Source organism: Micromonospora sp. WMMD882 (assembly GCF_027497255.1).
Classification (GTDB): domain Bacteria; phylum Actinomycetota; class Actinomycetes; order Mycobacteriales; family Micromonosporaceae; genus Micromonospora.
On sequence record NZ_CP114903.1, the window covers coordinates 1,370,156 to 1,388,811 of the forward strand.

The 18,656-nt window shown below is 73.7% G+C and carries 14 protein-coding genes and 1 tRNA gene; 8 read left to right on the forward strand and 7 right to left on the reverse strand.

All coding sequences use genetic code 11. The features are described 5' to 3' along the window. Window positions 1–103 precede the first annotated feature (103 nt). Together O7606_RS05055 and O7606_RS05060 are read left to right on the forward strand one after the other, a co-directional pair. Complete coding sequence (locus O7606_RS05055; RefSeq protein WP_281599488.1) at window positions 104–1,189, forward strand: S-(hydroxymethyl)mycothiol dehydrogenase; 1,086 nt, start codon at window positions 104–106, stop codon at window positions 1,187–1,189. Continuing rightward, window positions 1,189–1,818, forward strand: coding sequence for an MBL fold metallo-hydrolase (locus O7606_RS05060; protein ID WP_281597864.1), 630 nt, complete (start codon window positions 1,189–1,191; stop codon window positions 1,816–1,818). The genes O7606_RS05055 and O7606_RS05060 overlap by 1 nt, the downstream gene beginning before the upstream one ends. A 7-nt stretch (window positions 1,819–1,825) precedes the next feature. Here O7606_RS05060 and O7606_RS05065 read toward each other — a convergent pair whose 3' ends face one another. From O7606_RS05065 to O7606_RS05080, 4 genes are all read right to left on the reverse strand, one after another. Further along, window positions 1,826–2,785 carry a sensor histidine kinase gene (locus tag O7606_RS05065; protein WP_281597865.1) on the reverse strand — a complete coding sequence of 320 codons (960 nt, stop codon included), beginning with the start codon at window positions 2,783–2,785 and terminating at the stop codon, window positions 1,826–1,828. A 318-nt stretch (window positions 2,786–3,103) separates the two neighbouring features. Continuing rightward, complete coding sequence (locus O7606_RS05070) at window positions 3,104–4,729, reverse strand: alkaline phosphatase D family protein (RefSeq protein WP_281597866.1); 1,626 nt, start codon at window positions 4,727–4,729, stop codon at window positions 3,104–3,106. Between the two features lie 175 nt (window positions 4,730–4,904). Further along, a complete protein-coding gene (locus O7606_RS05075) occupies window positions 4,905–6,374 on the reverse strand; it encodes an MFS transporter (protein WP_281599490.1) in 1,470 nt (489 codons plus the stop codon). Next, window positions 6,350–6,586, reverse strand: coding sequence for a hypothetical protein (locus O7606_RS05080; protein WP_281597867.1), 237 nt, complete (start codon window positions 6,584–6,586; stop codon window positions 6,350–6,352). The genes O7606_RS05075 and O7606_RS05080 overlap by 25 nt, the downstream gene beginning before the upstream one ends. 161 nt (window positions 6,587–6,747) lie before the next feature. Here O7606_RS05080 and O7606_RS05085 point away from each other — a divergent pair, with 161 nt between their 5' ends. Together O7606_RS05085 and O7606_RS05090 are read left to right on the forward strand one after the other, a co-directional pair. Then, window positions 6,748–7,896 carry a geranylgeranyl reductase family protein gene (locus tag O7606_RS05085; RefSeq protein ID WP_281597868.1) on the forward strand — a complete coding sequence of 383 codons (1,149 nt, stop codon included), beginning with the start codon at window positions 6,748–6,750 and terminating at the stop codon, window positions 7,894–7,896. A gap of 1,209 nt (window positions 7,897–9,105) precedes the next feature. Continuing rightward, entirely contained in the window at window positions 9,106–10,002 is an 897-nt protein-coding gene (locus tag O7606_RS05090) for a glucose 1-dehydrogenase (protein WP_281597869.1), read from the forward strand. On the opposite strand, the gene O7606_RS05095 is transcribed toward O7606_RS05090, so the two are convergent. From O7606_RS05095 to O7606_RS05105, 3 genes are all read right to left on the reverse strand, one after another. After that, entirely contained in the window at window positions 9,999–11,993 is a 1,995-nt protein-coding gene (locus O7606_RS05095) for an acyl-CoA dehydrogenase (RefSeq protein WP_281597870.1), read from the reverse strand. The genes O7606_RS05090 and O7606_RS05095 overlap by 4 nt on opposite strands. A gap of 78 nt (window positions 11,994–12,071) precedes the next feature. Continuing rightward, complete coding sequence (locus O7606_RS05100; protein ID WP_348651135.1) at window positions 12,072–12,731, reverse strand: nucleotidyl transferase AbiEii/AbiGii toxin family protein; 660 nt, start codon at window positions 12,729–12,731, stop codon at window positions 12,072–12,074. Next, window positions 12,728–13,069 carry a hypothetical protein gene (locus O7606_RS05105; protein WP_281597873.1) on the reverse strand — a complete coding sequence of 114 codons (342 nt, stop codon included), beginning with the start codon at window positions 13,067–13,069 and terminating at the stop codon, window positions 12,728–12,730. Before O7606_RS05105 ends, O7606_RS05100 begins: the two co-directional genes overlap by 4 nt. A gap of 193 nt (window positions 13,070–13,262) precedes the next feature. Here O7606_RS05105 and fdh point away from each other — a divergent pair, with 193 nt between their 5' ends. The 4 genes from fdh to O7606_RS05125 all read left to right on the forward strand — a co-directional run bounded on the left by fdh (window position 13,263) and on the right by O7606_RS05125 (window position 18,642). Continuing rightward, entirely contained in the window at window positions 13,263–16,550 is a 3,288-nt protein-coding gene (gene fdh / locus O7606_RS05110; protein ID WP_281597874.1) for a formate dehydrogenase, read from the forward strand. After that, window positions 16,543–17,475: a 4Fe-4S dicluster domain-containing protein gene (locus O7606_RS05115; RefSeq protein ID WP_281597876.1), complete on the forward strand. Its 933-nt coding sequence runs from the start codon at window positions 16,543–16,545 to the stop codon at window positions 17,473–17,475. The genes fdh and O7606_RS05115 overlap by 8 nt, the downstream gene beginning before the upstream one ends. Beyond that, complete coding sequence (gene nrfD / locus O7606_RS05120) at window positions 17,472–18,491, forward strand: NrfD/PsrC family molybdoenzyme membrane anchor subunit (RefSeq protein ID WP_281597877.1); 1,020 nt, start codon at window positions 17,472–17,474, stop codon at window positions 18,489–18,491. The genes O7606_RS05115 and nrfD overlap by 4 nt, the downstream gene beginning before the upstream one ends. Before the next feature lie 58 nt (window positions 18,492–18,549). Continuing rightward, window positions 18,550–18,642 (forward strand) — tRNA-Sec (locus tag O7606_RS05125). The last annotated feature ends 14 nt before the right edge of the window (window positions 18,643–18,656 follow it).

The following is an 18,656-nucleotide window of genomic DNA, read 5'->3' on the forward strand; positions in this document are numbered from 1 at the left end:
CTTTCCTCCCGACCGCGCCGCGGTGGGCGCGACCGGAGAACCGGGGGTAGGTTGCCAGGTGATCGGCGCGTCCGGCGCGGCGGCGGGCAGCGAGGAGGAGAGCGTGAGCCAGGAGGTCCGGGGAGTGATCTCGCGGCGCAGGGGCGCCCCGGTCGAGGTCACCACCATCGTGCTGCCCGACCCGGGGCCGGGCGAGGCCATCGTCCGCGTCCAGTCCTGCGGGGTGTGCCACACCGACCTGCACTACCGCGAGGGCGGCATCAACGACGACTACCCGTTCCTGCTCGGCCACGAGGCCGCCGGCATCGTCGAGCAGGTCGGCGACGGGGTCACCGGGGTCGCCCCGGGTGACTTCGTGGTGCTCAACTGGCGGGCCGTCTGCGGCGACTGCCGGGCCTGCCGGCGGGGCCGGCCGTGGCACTGCTTCGCCACCCACAACGCCGCCCAACGGATGACCCTCACCGACGGCGTCGAGCTGGCCCCGGCCCTGGGCATCGGCGCGTTCGCCGAGAAGACGCTGGTGCACGCCGGGCAGTGCACGAAGGTCGACCCGGCGGCCCGGCCCGCCGCCGTGGGCCTGCTCGGCTGCGGGGTGATGGCCGGGCTCGGCGCGGCGATGAACACCGGCGGGGTCACCCGGGGCGACTCGGTCGCGGTGATCGGCTGCGGCGGCGTCGGAGACGCCGCGATCGCCGGCGCGACGCTGGCCGGCGCGACCACGGTCGTCGCCGTGGACCGGGACGCCCGCAAACTCGACTGGGCCCGCAGGTTCGGCGCGACGCACACCGTCGACGCCTCCGCCGAGGACCCGGTCGAGGCGATCCGCGCCGCCACCGGCGGCTTCGGGGCGGACGTGGTCATCGACGCGGTCGGCCGCCCGGAGACCTGGAAGCAGGCGTTCTACGCCCGCGACCTGGCCGGCACAGTGGTGCTGGTCGGGGTGCCCACCCCGGAGATGACCGTCGACCTGCCGTTGCTGGACGTCTTCGGTCGCGGTGGCGCGCTCAGATCGAGCTGGTACGGCGACTGCCTGCCCAGCCGCGACTTCCCGCTGCTGACCGAGCTGTACCTGCAGGGCCGGCTCGACCTCGACGCCTTCGTGACCGAGGAGATCGGCCTGGACCAGGTCGAGGCGGCGTTCGCCCGGATGCACGCCGGTGACGTGCTCCGCTCGGTGGTGGTCCTCTGATGGCGGCCCGCGTCGACCACGCCGTCACCAGCGGCGTCTTCTCCCTCGACGGGCAGACATTCGACGTCGACAACAACGTCTGGATCGTCGGCGACGACACCGAGTGCGTCGTCGTCGACGCCCCGCACGACGTCCCGACGATCCTCGCGGCGGTGGCAGGTCGCCAGGTCCGGGCGATCCTGGCCACGCACGCGCACGACGACCACGTCCGGGTCGCGCCGGAGCTGAGCCGGGCCACCGGCGCGCCGGTGCTGCTGCACCCCGCCGACCGGGTGCTGTGGGACATGGTCCATCCGCACGTGCCGCCCGGGGGCGAGCTGGGCGACGGCGACACCGTCGAGGTCGCCGGGGTCGCCCTGCGGGTGCTGCACACCCCCGGTCACAGCCCCGGCGCGTGCAGCTTCCACGCCCCGCGGCTCGGGGTGGTGTTCACCGGCGACACCCTGTTCGCCGGCGGGCCGGGCGCGACCGGCCGGTCGTTCAGCGACTTCGCCACGATCGTCACCTCGATCCGGGAGCGGCTGCTGACCCTGCCGCCGGAGACGGTGGCGCACACCGGCCACGGCGACAGCACCACCATCGGCGCGGAGGCCCCGCACCTGCCGGAGTGGCTGGCCCGCGGCCACTGAGCGGCGGTCACCGGACCGGCAGCGGCGGGCCGGTGAGGCGCATGTGCAGGCGGACGGTCGTGCCGGCGTCGGTGGTGTGCAGCAGCACCAGGTCGCAGAGCGCATGGACGATCACCAGACCCCGGCCGCCGACGTCGTCGGCGGCCGGGGTCAGCCGTCCCGCGAGCGGGTCGACCAGGTGACCGTCGTCGGCCAGCTCACAGACCAGATGCTCCCCGGTCCGCCAGATCCGCAGGTCACCGCTGCCGCCGGCGTGCGCCACGCTGTTGGCGGCCAGCTCGGTCACCGCGATCTGCAGGTCGGCCTGCCGTTCCTCGTCCAGGCCGACCGCCGCCGCGTGCCGGGTGACGAGACGACGCACCCCGGAGAGGGTGGCGAGGTCGTAGCGCAGCGCGGTGACCGGCGTGGTCGGCTCGGGCAGCGGCCGGTTGTGCCGGGCGACCACGCCGTCGGGGTCGTAGTGGGCGCTGGGCCGCCGGCCGGCGGGGCCGACGAGGACCGGATGGGCGGCCCGGGCGTCGACGAGCGCCGGCGCGTCCAGCCCCACGCGGTCGTACGGGCACAGGATGTGGGCGGGCCGGTGGCGCAGCGCCGAGTTGACCAGCGCCTCGTGCTGGGCGCAGGCCGGATACTCGGGCGCGGCGCGGCCCGGCCAGATCGCCTCGCTGACGATCCGCACCCGCCGCCCCGGATGCCTGTCGACGAACGCCTGGAACACGTACGGGATGATCCGGCCCGGGTTGCGGCCGGCCTCGGCCAGGTCGACGAAGTCGACGGCGTCGCCGGTGTGGCGCAACGCGACGCGGAGCAGGTCGAGGTGCGGGCCGGGCATCGCCACCAGGATCGGCTCACCGCCGGCCAGCCCGGCCTCGACGAAGGGGACCGTCCCGGCCAGCAGGTCGGCCCGCCCCCGGTAGAGCAGGCCCTCGTGCGTCAGCGTGCCGACCTGGTGACTCGACATCGTCATGCCGGATGTTCCACCGCCTCGCCCGTCCCACGTTCCGGTACCGCTTGGGCGACCGCGCCCCGGGACGTCCGGTCCCACGGTTGCCCAAGCCGCCGACGGCCACCTGCCCGCTGCGACCCCGCCGGCTGCCCGTGCCCGCTGCGGTCCGCGGGGTTCGCCGACGACGGCGCGACCCCGTACTCCCCGGAGCAGGCACGGCGTCCCACAATAGCGGTCGTCACCCGGGCCGGCAGCGGTCCCGCCGGCGGGCGGCGCCGTTTCCGCGCCGCCGGTCGTCGACCGGCCCGGGACGACCGGCGTGGGGGAGCGGGGCGGCGCTCAGGTCAGCGGGCCGGACTCCGGGCGCAGCCGCGCCGAGCCGGCCGCCACCGACCAGCCCGCCACCCACGAGCTGCCGCTGGTGGCGCTGGTCCGGTCGGCCAGGTGGTACCAGTCCATCCGGCACTGCTGCGGGGTCACCTCCAGCACGCCGTAGCCGTGCCCGTCCAGCTCCGTCCAGCGCACGTGCGGGTTGGTCGTACGGATCAACGACGCGCCCAGCGCGCTCAGCGAGTTGCCCGGCGGCAGGCCCAGGAAGTCGTCGATGTTGTCGCTGGTCACCGACGGCACGACGAACTCGACGGCAGCCGGTCCGGTGAGCAGCGTCGACCGGGTGGTGACCTCGTTGGCCCACGAGCAGTGGATGTCGCCGGTGAGGAACACCACGTCCCGGGTACGGTGTGCCCGCAGGTGGTCGACCAGCTCGTTGCGGTCGGCGTTGTACCCGTCCCACTGGTCGGGGTTGAGCACCGCGCCGTTCTGCGGGATGCCGAGCAGGTCCCGTAGCGGCCCGAGCAGCCAGGCCGGCAGGGTGGCCAGGTCGAGCCGGGCCATCATCACCGGGTTGCCGACCAGCTTCCACCGTGCGGTCGACGTGACCAGCCCGGACTTCAGCCAGGACAGTTGGGCGTCCCCGGTGATCGTCCGGGTCGGGTCGTCGACGGCCGGGCCGGACGCCTGCGCCGACCGGTAGGAGCGCAGGTCCAGCATGGACAGCTCCGCGAGCTGCCCGAACCGCAGCCGCCGGTGGATCGCCCCGTTCGCCCCGGCCCGCACCGGCATCCACTCGAAGTACGCCTGCCGGGCCGCCGCCAACCGGGCCGCGAAGTCGCCCTCGACACCGGGGGTGTGGTTCTGCGCCCCGCCGGACCACTGGTCGTTGGCGACCTCGTGGTCGTCCCAGGTGATCACCCAGGGCAGCGCGGCGTGCAGCGCCTGCAGGTCCGGGTCGGTCTTGTACAGGCCGTGCCGGGTCCGGTAGTCGGCGAGGGTGAGGATCTCGTGGGCCGGGCGCACCGGACGGACCACGGTGCCGCCCGCGTCGAACTCTCCGGTGCCGTACTCGTAGAGGTAGTCCCCGAGGTGCACGACGAGGTGCAGGTCACCGCGGGCGGCCAGGTGCCGGTACGCGGAGAAGTGCCCGGCCTCCCAGTTGGCGCAGGAGACCACGCCGAGCCGCAGCCGGTCGATGGTCGCGTCCACCGGCGGGGCGGTCATCGTCCGGCCGGTCGGCGACCACGTGCCGGCCAGCCCGAAGCGGTACCAGTAGGTGGTGGCCGGCGTGAGACCGCCCACCTCGACCTTGACGGTGTGGTCGCGGGCCGGGCCGGTCGGCGTGACGCCCTGCCCGACGATCGTCGTGAAGTCCGGATCGGTGGCGACCTGCCAGGACACCTGCGTGTCGGGGCCAACGCCGGAACCCGGCTGGGCGTCGTCGGTGGGCGTCACCCGGGTCCACAGCAGGACGCCGTCGGGGAGCGGATCGCCGGAGGCGACCCCGTGCCGGAACGCGCCGCCGGCCGCGCGGGCGGGGGAGACGCTGGTCAGGGCCGCGGTCAGGACGGCGCCGCTGGTGGAGGCGCCGGCGACGCGCAGCAGGGTACGACGGTCGATGGTGTTCGTCATGGTCTATGTCCTACCGATCACCCCCGCGACCGCGCTGCCCCCGGACGGAAACGTTCGTCTGGTTTTCCCCGCCGGTTCCCGGATGCGACGTCTACGCCGCCGGGTCGCGTCCGGCGGCGTCCACGGCGCCGCGCCGCGTCCGGCGGTGACTACAGGCCGGGTCGTGCCTGCGGCGTTACGCCGCCGGGTCGCGTCCGGCGGCGTCCACGTGTGCCGGCGTGCCCCGGTGGTGTCGGCTGTCGAGCAGGGCGGCGACGAGCGCCAACGCGATGATGCCGGCGGCGAGCAGCAGGGAGCGCCGGAAGGCCGCCGACCACTGGTCGCCCCCACCGGCCGACACCGACGAGAAGAACAGCGCGCCGACGGCGGCGATGCCGGCCGCCGAGCCGAGTCGCTGCCCGGTCTGGAGCATCCCGGCGGCGCTGCCCGCCTCGGGCACCGGCACCTGGGCGAGGGTGAGGGTCTGGTTGGGTGTGATCACCAGGCCGCTGCCGATGCCGGCGACCAGCAACGGCAGGGCCGCGACCAGAGGCGCCGGGGCGTCCGGCAGGACCCGCAGCGCCAGCACCACCGCGCCGAGCCCGACGACCACCGTGGCCAGCCCGACGGTGACCAGCGGACGGCCGTACCGGTCGACGATCCGGCCGCCCACCGCCGAGGCGACGGCCGACCCCAGGGCGAACGGGGTGATCGCCAGACCGGCGACCAGCGCGCTGTAGCCCAACCCGATCTGCAGGTAGAGGGTGAAGACGAAGAACAACGCGGTGAAACCGCCGAAGTAGATCAGGGCGATCAGCGAGCCGAGGGCGTACGACCGCAGCCGGAACAGCCGCAGGTCGAACAGTGGCTCGGCGTGCCGGGCGTACCGCCGTTCCCACCAGCCGAAGGCGGCGAGCGCGAGCAGCCCGACCGGGACCAACGCCCACTTGGCCGGCCCCGGCCACTGTTCCCGCTGCACCAGCGGCAGGAGCAGCAGCACCACCCCGGCGCCGAGCAGCAGCACCCCGACCGGGTCCAGCCGGCGCGGTCGGCGACCACCCTCGGGGACGGTCGGCAGCAGCCGCCAACCGAGCACGACCGCCATGACCCCGACCGGCACGTTGACGAAGAACACCCACCGCCAGCCGTGCTCGGGGCCACCGACCGCGATGAGCAGGCCGCCGAGCAGCGGGCCGATCGCCGTGGAGATCCCGATGGTCGCGCCGAGCAACCCGAACGGGCGACCCCGTTCCGGCCCCCGGAACAGTTGCTGGATCAGCCCGGTCACCTGCGGGTTGACCAGTCCCGCCGCCGCGCCCTGGACCAGCCGGGCGGCGATCAGCCAGCCGGCCGACGTGGCGAGGCCGGCCACGGCGCTGGTCGCGGTGAACAGGGCGATACCGACGACGAAGGCGTCGCGCCGTCCCCGGGTGTCACCGAGACGTCCGGCGGGCACCAGCACCAGCCCGAACGTCAGCGCGTACCCGGACAGGACCCACTGCAGGTCGCTGGGGGTGGCGTCCAGGGACCGCTCGATCGACGGCACGGCCACGTTGACGATGCTGACGTCGAGCAGGGTCATGAACGCGGCGACCAGCCCGACGGCCAGCGCCGGCCAGCGCCGCCGCTGGCCCCCGCCGGTCAGGCCATCTGCCGGGCGCACCAGCGGGGGCCGAAGTCCAGCCCGGCCATCGGCGAGTCCTCCCGGTGCAGCAGGTTCTTCTGCGACAGCAGCCGCAACGGCGTGACGATCTCGTCTTCGGTGAGCCCGGACTCCTCCGCGATCACCGCCGGGTACGGCACCTGCCCCCGCGCCTCGAGGGCGTACACCGCCTGATAGACCCGTTCCTCCAGGTCCGAAAGCTGCACCTGCCGCATGGCGTCCCCCTTTCGGGCTGCCCGCCCCCGACGGGCGGTCCGCGCAGCGCCGGTTACCCCGCCCGGTGGCGATGATGCTCCCTCGACCGGGCGGTCCGGCGCGGGCGCCACCGCGCGGCGCTCACCCGGGCGGCAGGCAGGGCGGTACTAGGCTGCCTGACATGATCGTCTGGGACTGTGTCGTCATCGGAGCCGGCCCGGCCGGCCTGAGCGCCGCGCACGCCGCCGCCCGTGCCGGCGCGCGGACGCTCGTCGTGGAGCGGACGGCGCACCCCAGGTACAAGACCTGCGGCGGGGGTCTTGTCGGCGCCTCGCTCGCCGCCGTCGACGGCCGGATCGACGTGCCGGCCCACGACCGGGTCGACCGGGTCACCTTCACCCGCGACGGCCGCCGCGAGTTCACCCGCCGGCACCCCACGCCGCTGGTCACCATGGTCCGCCGGGAGGAGTTCGACCTGGCGCTGCGGCAGGCCGCGACCGACGCCGGGGCCCAGGTGCGGGAACGCGCCCCGGCGCGCGCCGTCGAACAGGACCCCGACGGGGTACGCGTCCGGCTGGCCGACGGCGAGACCGTCACCGCCCGGTACGCGGTCGGCGCGGACGGCTCGTCCGGGGTGACCGCCCGACACGTCGGCGTCGGGTACCGGCAGGTCGATCTCGGGCTGGAGTGGGAGCTGCCGGTGCCGGCCGTCGAGCAGGACCGCTGGCGGGGCCGGGTTCTGCTGGACTGGGGGCCGATCCCCGGCTCGTACGCGTGGGTGTTCCCCAAGGGCGACCGGCTCACCGTCGGCGTGATCGCGGCGCGCGGTGAGGGCGAGCGGACCCGCGCCTACCTGCGGGACTTCCTGGACCGGTTGGGTCTGTCGGGCCTGGAGCCGGCGCACGACTCCGGGCACCTGACCCGCTGCCGCGCCGACGACGCGCCGCTGCGCCGGGGTCGGGTGCTGGTCGCCGGGGACGCGGCCGGTCTGCTGGAGCCGTGGAGCCGGGAGGGGATCAGCTACGCGTTGCGTTCCGGCGCCCTGGCCGGCGCGGCGGTGGCTGCCGGCGACCTGGACGGGTACGTGCGGGCGGTGCACGCCGAGCTGGTGCCCCCGATGCGGGCCGGTCACCGGTTGCTGGAGGTGTTCGCCCGCCGCCCGGAGGTGTTCCACGCCCTGCTGGCGAGCCCGCCGGGGTGGCGGATGTTCGTCCGGTTCTGCCAGGGGCGGGCGTCCTTCGAGCAGACCCTCACCCGACCGCCGGTGCGCGCCGCCCTGGCCCTGCTGGACCGGCTGCCCGTGCCGCGCACCCCGGCTCGCGCCCGCTGAGCACGCCCTCGCGCCCGCGTCCGCTCTCGCCGTATCCCTGAAACGGGCCCCTTCGCCGGGGCGGTCACCCCGACATCAGCGTTACGGCGAGGGGCATACCGTCGTCCGGCCGGTTAGTCGGCTTCTTCCCGGAGGCGGGGCCGACGGTCAGCGAGCCACGCCTCAAGGTGGTCCCGCGCGGAACGGTCGCGGGGGGTTCGCGGTCGGTGTCCGGCTCCCCGATGGATGTTGGCTTTCGGAGGCTGTCGAGCTGCCCCGTATCTGGGGCACGCCTCCGACGACCGACCCAGGCCGGTCCGCCGTGCCGTATCTTCGGGCGACACCCGCTGGCCCCGACCGGGACCGACCGACCCCCGGGACCGACCGACCCCCGGGACCGACCGACCCCCGGGACCGACCGACCCCCGGGACCGACCGGGATAGACGACCCGGACCTACCCCGGGCGACCCGGGCGAGACCACCGGCTCCCCGAGGACGACCAAGCCGTACGACGACGGGTCCTCTGCGCCGCCGGGATGCCTGACGGTCGACGCGGTCTGTTGCGCGTCGGCCGCCACGAACCCTGCGCCGGCCGGCTCACCCAGGTCCGAACTCCAGATCTTGGACAGTTGCCGTCGTAATACGACGGCAACTGTCCAAGATCTGCGAGAAAGGGCGGATCCGGGGCGGCAGCCGGGCGAAGCTGATCGGTACGGGGGAGGCTGGAAGGCAACCCCTGGAGGTGTCTGAGCAGGCGTCGGAACCGCAGCCAGCGGCGGGGCGGGTACAAGAGCCGACTCGACGGACGACGGACGGGAAACGGTCGTGCCGCCAGCCGTACCCGAGGTCTTCACGTCGTGCGGCCACGCCGACGACCCGGAATCGGCGGCCGAGGTGCTCAGGTTTGGGTCTTCGCCCTGCCGGACGGGCGGGTGCTCATGGTGACCGCCGGCCGGGGACGCCGCGAGATCGTCTGGTGGGCGTCCCTGGCGATCGGAGCTGATCTTTCGAGCCTGGCCGCGCCGTATCGCTGATCTGGGGTCGTCCCGCCTGGCGGACGGCCCCACATCGGCGGTACGGCGCTGTGGGCCGATCCTCCGGCGGTCCCGACTACGGCGAGCCCCGCCTCGCGGGGTGGGCGGTCGTGCGTGGCGCGGGCGTTTCCCGGTGACGCCGCCGGGTAGCACAGAACCGGACAGGTCGCCCCTGGCACGCGAGGAGACACCATAGTGAGCAAGGACCAGTACAGCCAGCAGGACCCGCAGGGCCAGTACCCGCAGGGGCAGCCCGAACAGCAGCAGACGCCGCCCGGCTCGACGGCCCAGATGAGTCCGAAGCCCGACCACGGCGAAAAGTCGTACCGGGGCAGCGGCCGACTGAAGGGCAAGCGCGCTCTGATCACCGGCGGTGACTCCGGCATCGGCCGGGCGGTGGCCATCGCCTACGCCCGGGAGGGCGCGGACGTGCTCATCTCGTACCTGGGTGACGAGGAGGACGCCGACGCCCGCGACACGGTGCGGCTGGTCGAGGATGCCGGCCGGCGCGGCGTCGCCGTCAAGGGCGACATCACCGACGAGGCGTTCTGCCAGTCGCTGGTCGACCGGGCGGTGTCCGACCTCGGTGGCCTCGACATCCTGGTGAACAACGCCGCCTACCAGATGGCGCAGGACAAGGGCATCGCCGGCATCACCAGCGAGCAGTTCGACCGGGTGCTCAAGACCAACCTGTACGCGATGTTCTGGTTGTCCAAGGCGGCCGTGCCGCACCTGCCCGACGGCGGGGCGATCATCAACACGTCGTCGATCCAGGCGTACCAGCCGTCACCGCAGCTCCTGGACTACGCCACCACGAAGGCGGGCATCGCCAACTTCACCAAGGCGCTCGCCGACGACCTGGCCGATCAGGGCATCCGGGTGAACGCGGTGGCGCCCGGCCCGATCTGGACCCCGCTGATCCCGGCCACCATGCCGGAGGAGAAGGTCGAGTCGTTCGGCGAGGACACTCCGATGGGCCGCGCCGGCCAGCCCGCCGAGCTGGCCCCCGCGTACGTCTTCTTCGCCTCGCAGGAGTCGAGCTTCATCACCGGCGAGGTGCTCGGCGTGACCGGCGGCAAGCCGATCAGCTAGACGGATCCCGCCGGCAGGTCCGCACCGGTCGCGTCGTGGGCGGCCATGGTCTCCTGCCGGCCGGGCTCCTCGGCCAGGATGGCGCAGTGCAGCCACCGCTCCGGGATGGCGAAACCGTCCACCAGCGTCCGCATCTGCGGGCGCAGCTCCTTGAGCAGGCTGTTGACCACACCCGTGATCGTCTTCGAGCGGACCGGGGTGAGGCGGCCGTGCTCCAGGAACCAGCCCCTGTGGGCCTCGATGACGGTGAGCGCGTACAGGTCGCACACCCGGGACAGCAGCGCCCGTACGGCCGGGTCGTCGGTGTCCTCGACGCCCGCCACGAAGGCCTCCAGGGTGACCCGGTCGACGTGGGCGGCGGCGACCGCGAGGACGTGGTCCTGGACGTCGTTGAAGATGTCGAAGGGCCGGTCCTTCTTCCTGGCCGCGCCGTTGCGCAGCCGGCGCACCACGCCGTCGAGCAGGTGCCGCTCGCGGTCCTCGAACAGCGTCAACTGCCAGCCACGGTCGGTGACGGCGACCTCGTCGTCCCGGCCGGGCACGGCGCTGACCAGCCGCTCGATGAGCGACCGGGCGGCGGTGCGTTCCAGCACCATCTCGCGGACCTGTTCGGCGACGAACGAGGCGCGCCCCCAGCCGTCCAGCGAGCCGAACTCGTCCCGGTAGCCGGTGAGCAGCCCCTTGCCGACCAGTTGCAGCAACACCGTGTTGTCGCCCTCGAACGTGGTGAAGACGTCGGTGTCGGCCTTGAGACCGGGCAGCCGGTTCTCGGCCAGGTAGCCGGCGCCGCCGCACGCCTCACGGCACATCTGGATGGTGCGGGTGGCGTGCCAGGTCTGCGCGGCCTTGAGGCCGGCGGCCCGGGACTCCAGCTCCCGCTGCCGGTGCTCGTCGACCGGCTCGTCACCGCCCTGCGCCGCGCTCAACGCGCTGACCAGCTCGGCCTGGGCGAAGTGCAGCGCGTACGTGGTGGCCAGGGCGGGCAGCAGCTTACGCTGGTGGGCCAGGTAGTCGTTGAGCAGCACCTCCCGGCCCGCGTCGGGCGCGGGGAACTGCCGGCGGACGTCGCCGTAGCGCACCGCGATGGTCAGCGCCGACTTGGTGGCCGCCGCGGCGGCCCCGCCCACGCTCACCCGGCCCCGCACCAGGGTGCCGAGCATGGTGAAGAAGCGCCGTGAGTCGTTGTCGATCGGGCTGGAGTACGTCCCGTCCTCGGCCACCTGCCCGTACCGGTCCAGCAGCATGTCCCGGGGCACCGTCACGTGGTCGAAGCTGAGCCGTCCGTTGTCCACGCCGAGCAGCCCGGCCTTGGGCCCGGCGTCGCCGATGGTCACGCCGGGCAGCGGGTCGCCCCGCTCGTCGCGGATCGGCACCAGCCAGGCGTGCACGCCGTGCCGCCGCCCGCCGGAGATCAGTTGCGCGAACACCACCGCGAGTCGCCCGTCCCGGGCGGCGTTGCCGATGTAGTCCTTGCGGGCCGCCTCGTGCGGGGTGTGCAGGTCGAACGTCTGCGTCTGCGGGTCGTACACGCAGGTGGTGCGCAGTTGCTGGACGTCGGAGCCGTGGCCGGTCTCGGTCATCGCGAAGCAGCCGAACGTGCTGCCGGAGACGATGTCGCGCAGGTAGGCGTCGTGGTGCCGCCGCGTGCCGAGGGCGTAGACGGCGCCCCCGAACAACCCCCACTGCACGCCTGCCTTGACCATCAGCGACAGGTCGACCTGGGCCAGCATCTCGCAGGCGACGATCGAGCCGCCCGGGTCGGCCCGGCCGCCGTACTCGGTGGGGAAGGCCGAGGCGATGCCCAGCTCCACGGGGAGCTCGTGGAGCAGTCGGGTGATCCGCTCCCGGGCCTGGTCACCGGTCTCGCCGTACACCGGGAGGAAACGCGCGTCGAGTTGGTCCCGGTGCGCGTTGCGGACCTCCACCCACGGTCCGTCGAGCACTTCCTGCAGGCGGGTGAGGTCGATGTGGCCGGACGCGTGAACAGGCATGGTCACCTCTCGGCTGGCGGACATATGGGTACAGTCTGTACTCGATCAAGGGTACCGGCCGGTCGGGTGGCGACGCGGTCAGCGCGGCCAACCGGCGAGACGTTCCCGCAGCCGGCGCACCTGGTCGGCGTCCAGGCCGTAGCGGGCGAACCGCCGCCCGGGCAGCCGGTCCAGGTAGTGGCCGGCGGCGCGGACGTCCGCCGGGTCCAGCGCCGGGTCGAGCTGCCGGGCCAGCTCCAGCAGCTCGTCGACCGAGTAGTGCTCCAGGGCGGCGGCCACGTCGACGTAGTCGCGCACCTCCCGCCGGTTGACCAGCGCGGCGGTCTTGCTGGCCACCAGGTCGCGGACGTCCATCACCGGCCCGAGGTCCATCACCACCGGGCTGCGGCGTCGGTCCAGCCGGGCCAGGGTCAGCCGGAGCTGCCGCCCGCCGCGGGTCACCACGAAGTCCTTCAGGTCCTGGTCGAAGCCGGCGAACAGGTCGGCCAGGTCGCTGTCCGGGTCGGCGTCGGTCACCGCGAACCCGGCGAGCTCCAGCGCCGTACGCACCTCGGTGGCGGCTGCCGCCGCGGCGCCCTCCACGTCGGCGAACAGGTCGACGTCCTCGGTGGGTCGGTGCACCAGGCCGTGCGCGGCCCAGGCGACCCCGCCGCCGAGCACGAACCGGTGCGGGCCGGCCGCGGACAGGGCGACCCGGGCGACCTCACGGTAGAACCCGCCCAGGTGGGTGGTGCTCACGCGGCGCGCAGGCAGTGGTGGCGGCTCTCCCATGCCTGCCGTACGCCCCGGGGGAGGTTGAGCAGCGGCCAGACCCGCCGCAGCGTCTCCCCGTCGATCAGCCGGCGCAGGTCGTCGCCGCGGGTCGACTCGCGCAGGACGTTCTCGTACATCCAGAGCAGGTCGTCCGGGTCGGCGAGGTCGAAGGCGCGGTCGGCGCTCCACATCAGGCGCACCGGCAGCTCCACCACGCCGTGTCGGGGGCCGACCAGCTCGGCGAGGCTGCGCGCCACCACGGCCGGACGGCCCGGACGGGCCAGGAACGCCACGCCGGCGGCGGTGGGGGAGAGGCCCTGCATGCAGTCAGGGTAACCCCGCCCGCGCCGGTCGGGGACCTCCGCCGCGGTTCCCGGCCCCACACCATCATCCTAGGATGCTTTAGGCGGTGTGCCCACCCGCACACCACGGAACCAGCCTTGCGGCCACACCGGTCGCAACGTCACCCGGGCTGGCCTAAGGTCAACGAAGAAGACCGGAGGGAGGTGTCGGGCGATGGGGCTGCGGACGTTCATCGAGGGCTGGCCGGTCTACCGGCAGCTCACCGGCGCCGACCCGCTCGGGCGGGGAGCGGCGGCCCAGTCGGCCCGCTCCCGCGAGCTGACCGCGCGCACCGAGACCGCCGACCGGGTGGCCCGCTCGGTGTGTCCGTACTGCGCGGTCGGCTGCGGCCAACGGGTGTTCGTCACCGGCGGGCAGGTCACCCAGATCGAGGGCGACCCGGACAGCCCCATCTCGCGGGGCCGGCTCTGCCCGAAGGGCTCCGCCAGCAGATCCCTGGTGACCAGCCCGCTGCGCCAGACCACGGTCCGCTACCGCCGGCCGTACGGCACCGAGTGGGAGGACCTGGAGCTCGACACCGCGCTGGACATGATCGCCGACCGGATCCTCGCCGCCCGCGACGAGACCTGGGAGGACGTCGACGGCGAGGGCCGCCCGCTGAACCGGACGCTGGGCATCTCCAGCCTCGGTGGCGCGACCCTCGACAACGAGGAGAACTACCTCATCAAGAAGCTGTTCACCGCGATGGGGGCGCTCCAGATCGAGAACCAGGCCCGGATTTGACACTCCGCCACCGTCCCCGGTCTGGGGGCCAGCTTCGGTCGCGGCGGCGCGACGGACTTCCAACAGGACGTCGCCAACGCTGACGTCATCGTCATCCAGGGCTCCAACATGGCCGAGGCCCACCCGGTGGGTTTCCAGTGGGTGATGGAGGCGAAACGGCGCGGCGCCACGGTCTTCCACGTCGACCCGCGGTTCACCCGCACCAGCGCGCTGGCCGACGTGTACCTGCCGATCCGGGCCGGCACCGACATCGCGTTGCTGGGCGGGGTGGTCCGGTACATCCTGGACAACGAGCTGGACTTCCGGGAGTACGTGCTGGCCTACACCAACGCCGCGACGATCGTCAGCGAGCAGTTCGTCGACGCCGAGGACGGCGACGGGTTCTTCTCCGGGTTCGACCCGGAGACCGGCAGCTACGTGCAGGACACCTGGCAGTACGCCGGGCACGAGGCGGACTCCGGCAGCGGGGGCACCGCCGCCGAGCGGGACAGCGCCGCCGGGTTGCAGCACGAGTCGCACGGCGCCCCGGTCGCCGGGCAGACCGAGCGGGACGAGACGTTGCGGCATCCGCGCTGCGTCTACCAGATCCTGCGGCGGCACTTCGCCCGCTACACCCCGGAGATGGTCGAGCGGGTCTGCGGCATCCCGCAGGAGAAGTTCCTGGCCCTGGCGCGGGCGTGGACGCGCAACTCGGGCCGGGAACGGACCGGCTGCCTGATCTACTCGGTGGGGTGGACGCAGCACAGCGTCGGCGTGCAGTACATCCGGACCGGGGCGATCATCCAGTTGCTGCTGGGCAACATGGGCCGCCCGGGCGGCGGGATCCTGGCCCTGCGGGGACACGCCAGCATCCAGGGCTCGACGGACATCCCGACCCTGTTCAACCTGCTGCCGGGCTACCTGCCGATGCCGCACCACGCCGACCACCCGACGTTCGACCAGTGGGTGGACAGCATCGCGCATCCGGGGCAGAAGGGGTTCTGGGGCAACGCCCGCGCGTACGCGACGAGCCTGCTCAAGGCGTACTGGGGGGACGCGGCCACCCCGGAGAACGACTTCTGCTACGGGCACCTGCCCCGGATGACCGGGGACCACGGGACGTACCAGCAGGTGTTGAACATGATCGACGGCAAGGTGAAGGGTTACTTCCTGCTGGGGCAGAACCCGGCGGTCGGGTCGGCGCACGGCCGGGCGCAGCGGCTGGGCATGGCGAACCTGGACTGGCTGGTGGTCCGCGACCTGTTCATGATCGAGAGCGCGACGTTCTGGAAGAACGGCCCGGAGGTCGCCACCGGGGAGATCGTCCCGCAGGAGTGCCGCACGGAGGTGTTCTTCCTGCCGGCGGCGTCCCACGTGGAGAAGGAAGGCACGTTCACCCAGACGCAGCGGTTGCTGCAGTGGCGGGAGAAGGCCGTCGAGCCGCCGGGCGACTGCCGCTCGGAGCTGTGGTTCTTCTACCACCTGGGACGCCGGCTCCGGGAGAGGCTGGCCGGCTCCGACCGGCCACGGGACCGCGCGCTGCTGGACCTGACCTGGGACTACCCGACACACGGCCGGCACGCGGAGCCGAGCGCCGAGGCGGTGCTGCGCGAGATCAACGGCTACGACGTGGCGTCCGGACGGCTGCTGTCGTCGTTCGGCGAGGCGGCCGAGGACGGCTCGACGGCGATCGGATGCTGGATCTACACCGGCGTGTACGCCGACGGCGTGAACCAGGCGGCGCGGCGTCGGTCGCGGCTGGAGCAGGACTGGGTGGCGGCCGAGTGGGGCTGGGCGTGGCCGGCGAACCGGCGCACGCTGTACAACCGGGCGTCGGCGGATCCGGCCGGTCGGCCGTGGAGCGAGCGGAAGAAGTACGTGTGGTGGGACGCCGGGGCCGGCGAGTGGACCGGCTACGACGTGCCGGACTTCGAGCGGACCAAGCCGCCGACGTACCGGCCGCCGGAGGGCGCGGCTGGGGTGGCGGGCATCGCCGGCGACGACGCGTTCATCATGCAGGGCGACGGCAAGGGCTGGCTGTACGCGCCGAGCGGGGTGCTCGACGGGCCGTTGCCGACGCATTTCGAGCCGGCGGAGTCGCCGGTGCGCAACCCGCTCTACGGGCAGCAGGCGAATCCGACACGTAAGGTGTACCGGCATCCGGTGAACTCGGTGAACCCGTCGCCGCCGCAGGCGCACGGCGACGTGTTCCCGTACGTGTTCACGGTGTCCCGGTTGACCGAGCACCACACGGCCGGCGGGATGTCGCGGACCGTGCGGCCGCTGGCGGAGCTGCAACCGGAGCTGTTCGTGGAGGTGTCGCCGGAGTTGGCCGAGCTGTGCGGGCTGGCGCATCTGGGCTGGGCGCACCTGGTGTCGGGGCGCGCGGTCGTCGAGGCGCGGGTGCTGGTGACCGACCGGTTGACGCCGCTGCGGGTGGAGGGCCGGATCGTGCACCAGGTGTGGCTGCCGTACCACTTCGGGTCGGAGGGGCTGGTGACCGGCGACTCGGCCAACGACCTGTTCGGGATCACCCTCGACCCGAACGTGCTGATCCAGGAGAGCAAGATCGGCACCTGTGACGTGCGCCCGGGGCGGCGGCCGGTGGGCCCGGCGTTGCTGGCGTTGGTGGCGGAGTACCGGCGGCGGGCGGGGATGTCCGACGAGCCGACGGGGCCGCTGCTGACCGCGCGGCCCCCGACCGACCCGGCAGGACAGGACGGGAGCCAGGATGCCTGACCGCAACAGTTTCTCCGGGCCGCTGGATCCGGCGCCGGACGCGGGATGGGTCGACGCCGAGCCCCGGGTGGGGTTCTTCACCGACACGAGCGTCTGCATCGGCTGCAAGGCGTGCGAGGTGGCCTGCAAGGAGTGGAACGGGGTGCCCGACTCCGGGTTCGACCTGCTCGGCATGTCGTACGACAACACGGGCGCGCTGACGGCCAACTCGTGGCGGCACGTGGCGTTCGTGGAGCAGCCGCGCCCGGCCGGTCCTGGTCCGGCGACGTTCGCCGGGGAGCCGACCGGCGGTCCGCAGCCGCTGGGCATGCCGGGCTCGCAGCCGCCGGGCCGCTCCACCGGCGTCGAGCAGCGCTCGGATTTCCGCTGGCTGATGATGTCGGACGTGTGCAAGCACTGCACGCACGCCGCGTGCCTGGACGTGTGCCCGACGGGCTCGTTGTTCCGTACCGAGTTCGGCTCGGTGGTGGTGCAGGAGGACATCTGCAACGGCTGCGGCTACTGCATCTCGGCGTGCCCGTACGGGGTGATCGACCAGCGGGCCGGTGACGGTCGGGCGTGGAAGTGCACGTTGTGCTACGACCGGCTGGGCGCGGGGCTGACGCCGGCGTGCGCGCAGGCCTGCCCGACGGAGTCGATCCAGTTCGGGCCGTTGGACCAGTTGCGGGAGCGGGCCGCCGAGCGGGTGGCTGCGCTGCACGAGCGGGGCGTGCCGCAGGCCCGCCTGTACGGGCACGACCCGGCGGACGGGGTGGGTGGCGACGGGGCGTTCTTCCTGCTGCTCGACGAGCCCGAGGTGTACGGGCTGCCACCGGATCCGGTGGTGGCCACCCGTGATCTGCCGCGGATGTGGCGGCGGGCGGGGTGGGCGGCGGCGGCGATGGCGGCCGCCGTGGTGGCGGCGTTCGTGGGTGGCGGGTCGTGAGCGGGGACGACGGCACCGACGGCCGGGGGCGGCAGCCGCGTCGGCGTCGCGGTGGTGGCGGGGAGCCGTTGGCGGTGCCGCCGGCGGAGTTCACGTCGTACTACGGGCGGCCGGTGCTGAAGCCGCCGGTGTGGCGGTGGGACATCGCCGCGTACCTGTTCACGGGCGGGTTGGCGGCCGGGTCGTCGCTGGTGGCGGCGGGTGGGCAGGTGACGGGCCGGCCGGCGCTGCGGCGGGCGGGCCGGTTGACGTCGTTGGCGGCGGTGGGCGCGAGCACGTACTTCCTGATCAACGATCTGGGGCGGCCGGCGCGGTTCCATCACATGCTGCGGGTGGCGAAGGTGACGTCGCCGATGTCGGTGGGCACCTGGATCCTCAGCGTGTTCGGTCCGGCGGCGGCGGTCGCGGCGGTCGCCGAGGCGGCGCCGTTGCTGCCGGGGCGGGGCGTGTGGGGTCTGGGACGCCGGGCGCTGCCGCCGGCGGGAGGCGCGGCGGGTCTGGTGGCCGCCGTGGCCGCGCCGGCGTTGGCCACGTACACCGGGGTGCTGCTGGCCGACACGGCGGTGCCGTCGTGGCACGAGGCGTACCGGGAGTTGCCGGTGCTGTTCGCCGGTAGCGCGTTGGCCTCGGGCGCGGGCGTGGGGTTGCTGGCGGCGTCGCCGGGGGAGGCGGGGCCGGTACGGCGGTTGGCGGTGGCGGGCGCGGCGATGGAGTTGTGGGCCGCGCGTCGGGTGGAGCACGGTCTGGGCCTGGTCAGCGAGCCGTACGCGACGGGTCGGCCGGGCCGGCTGCTGCGGGCGGCCCGGGTGTTGACGGCGGTGGGCGCGGTGGGCGCGGTGGGCGGGCGGCGCAGTCGGGTGGTGTCGGCGGTGTCGGGGGCCGCGTTGGTGGCGGCGGCGGTGTGCGCCCGGTTCGGGATCTTCCACGGCGGGGTGGCTTCGGCGCGGGATCCGCGCTACACGGTGGTGCCGCAGCGGGAGCGGCTGGATCGACGCGCGGCGGGCGGTGGCGGCTAGGGCCTCCTGGCGCGGACTGGTCGCGCGTGGGGCGGGCCGCTGTGGTTGACTGCTGCCTGGAGGCGTTCAGGCGGCTGGTGCCCCTCCCGGTCTTCAAAACCGGTGTGGTCCGGGATCCGGGCCAGGCGGGTTCGATTCCCGTCCGTCTCCGTCTGTCAACTTCGG

Bases quoted from the DNA above. Each gene is read 5' to 3' on its own strand.
- O7606_RS05060 (WP_281597864.1), top strand. From the start codon at position 1,189: ATGGCGGCCCGCGTCGACCACGCCGTCACCAGCGGCGTCTTCTCCCTC.
- O7606_RS05065 (WP_281597865.1), bottom strand. From the start codon at position 2,785: ATGACGATGTCGAGTCACCAGGTCGGCACGCTGACGCACGAGGGCCTG.
- O7606_RS05070 (WP_281597866.1), bottom strand. From the start codon at position 4,729: ATGACGAACACCATCGACCGTCGTACCCTGCTGCGCGTCGCCGGCGCC.
- O7606_RS05080 (WP_281597867.1), bottom strand. From the start codon at position 6,586: ATGCGGCAGGTGCAGCTTTCGGACCTGGAGGAACGGGTCTATCAGGCG.
- O7606_RS05085 (WP_281597868.1), top strand. From the start codon at position 6,748: ATGATCGTCTGGGACTGTGTCGTCATCGGAGCCGGCCCGGCCGGCCTG.
- O7606_RS05095 (WP_281597870.1), bottom strand. From the start codon at position 11,993: ATGCCTGTTCACGCGTCCGGCCACATCGACCTCACCCGCCTGCAGGAA.
- O7606_RS05105 (WP_281597873.1), bottom strand. From the start codon at position 13,069: ATGCAGGGCCTCTCCCCCACCGCCGCCGGCGTGGCGTTCCTGGCCCGT.
- O7606_RS05115 (WP_281597876.1), top strand. From the start codon at position 16,543: ATGCCTGACCGCAACAGTTTCTCCGGGCCGCTGGATCCGGCGCCGGAC.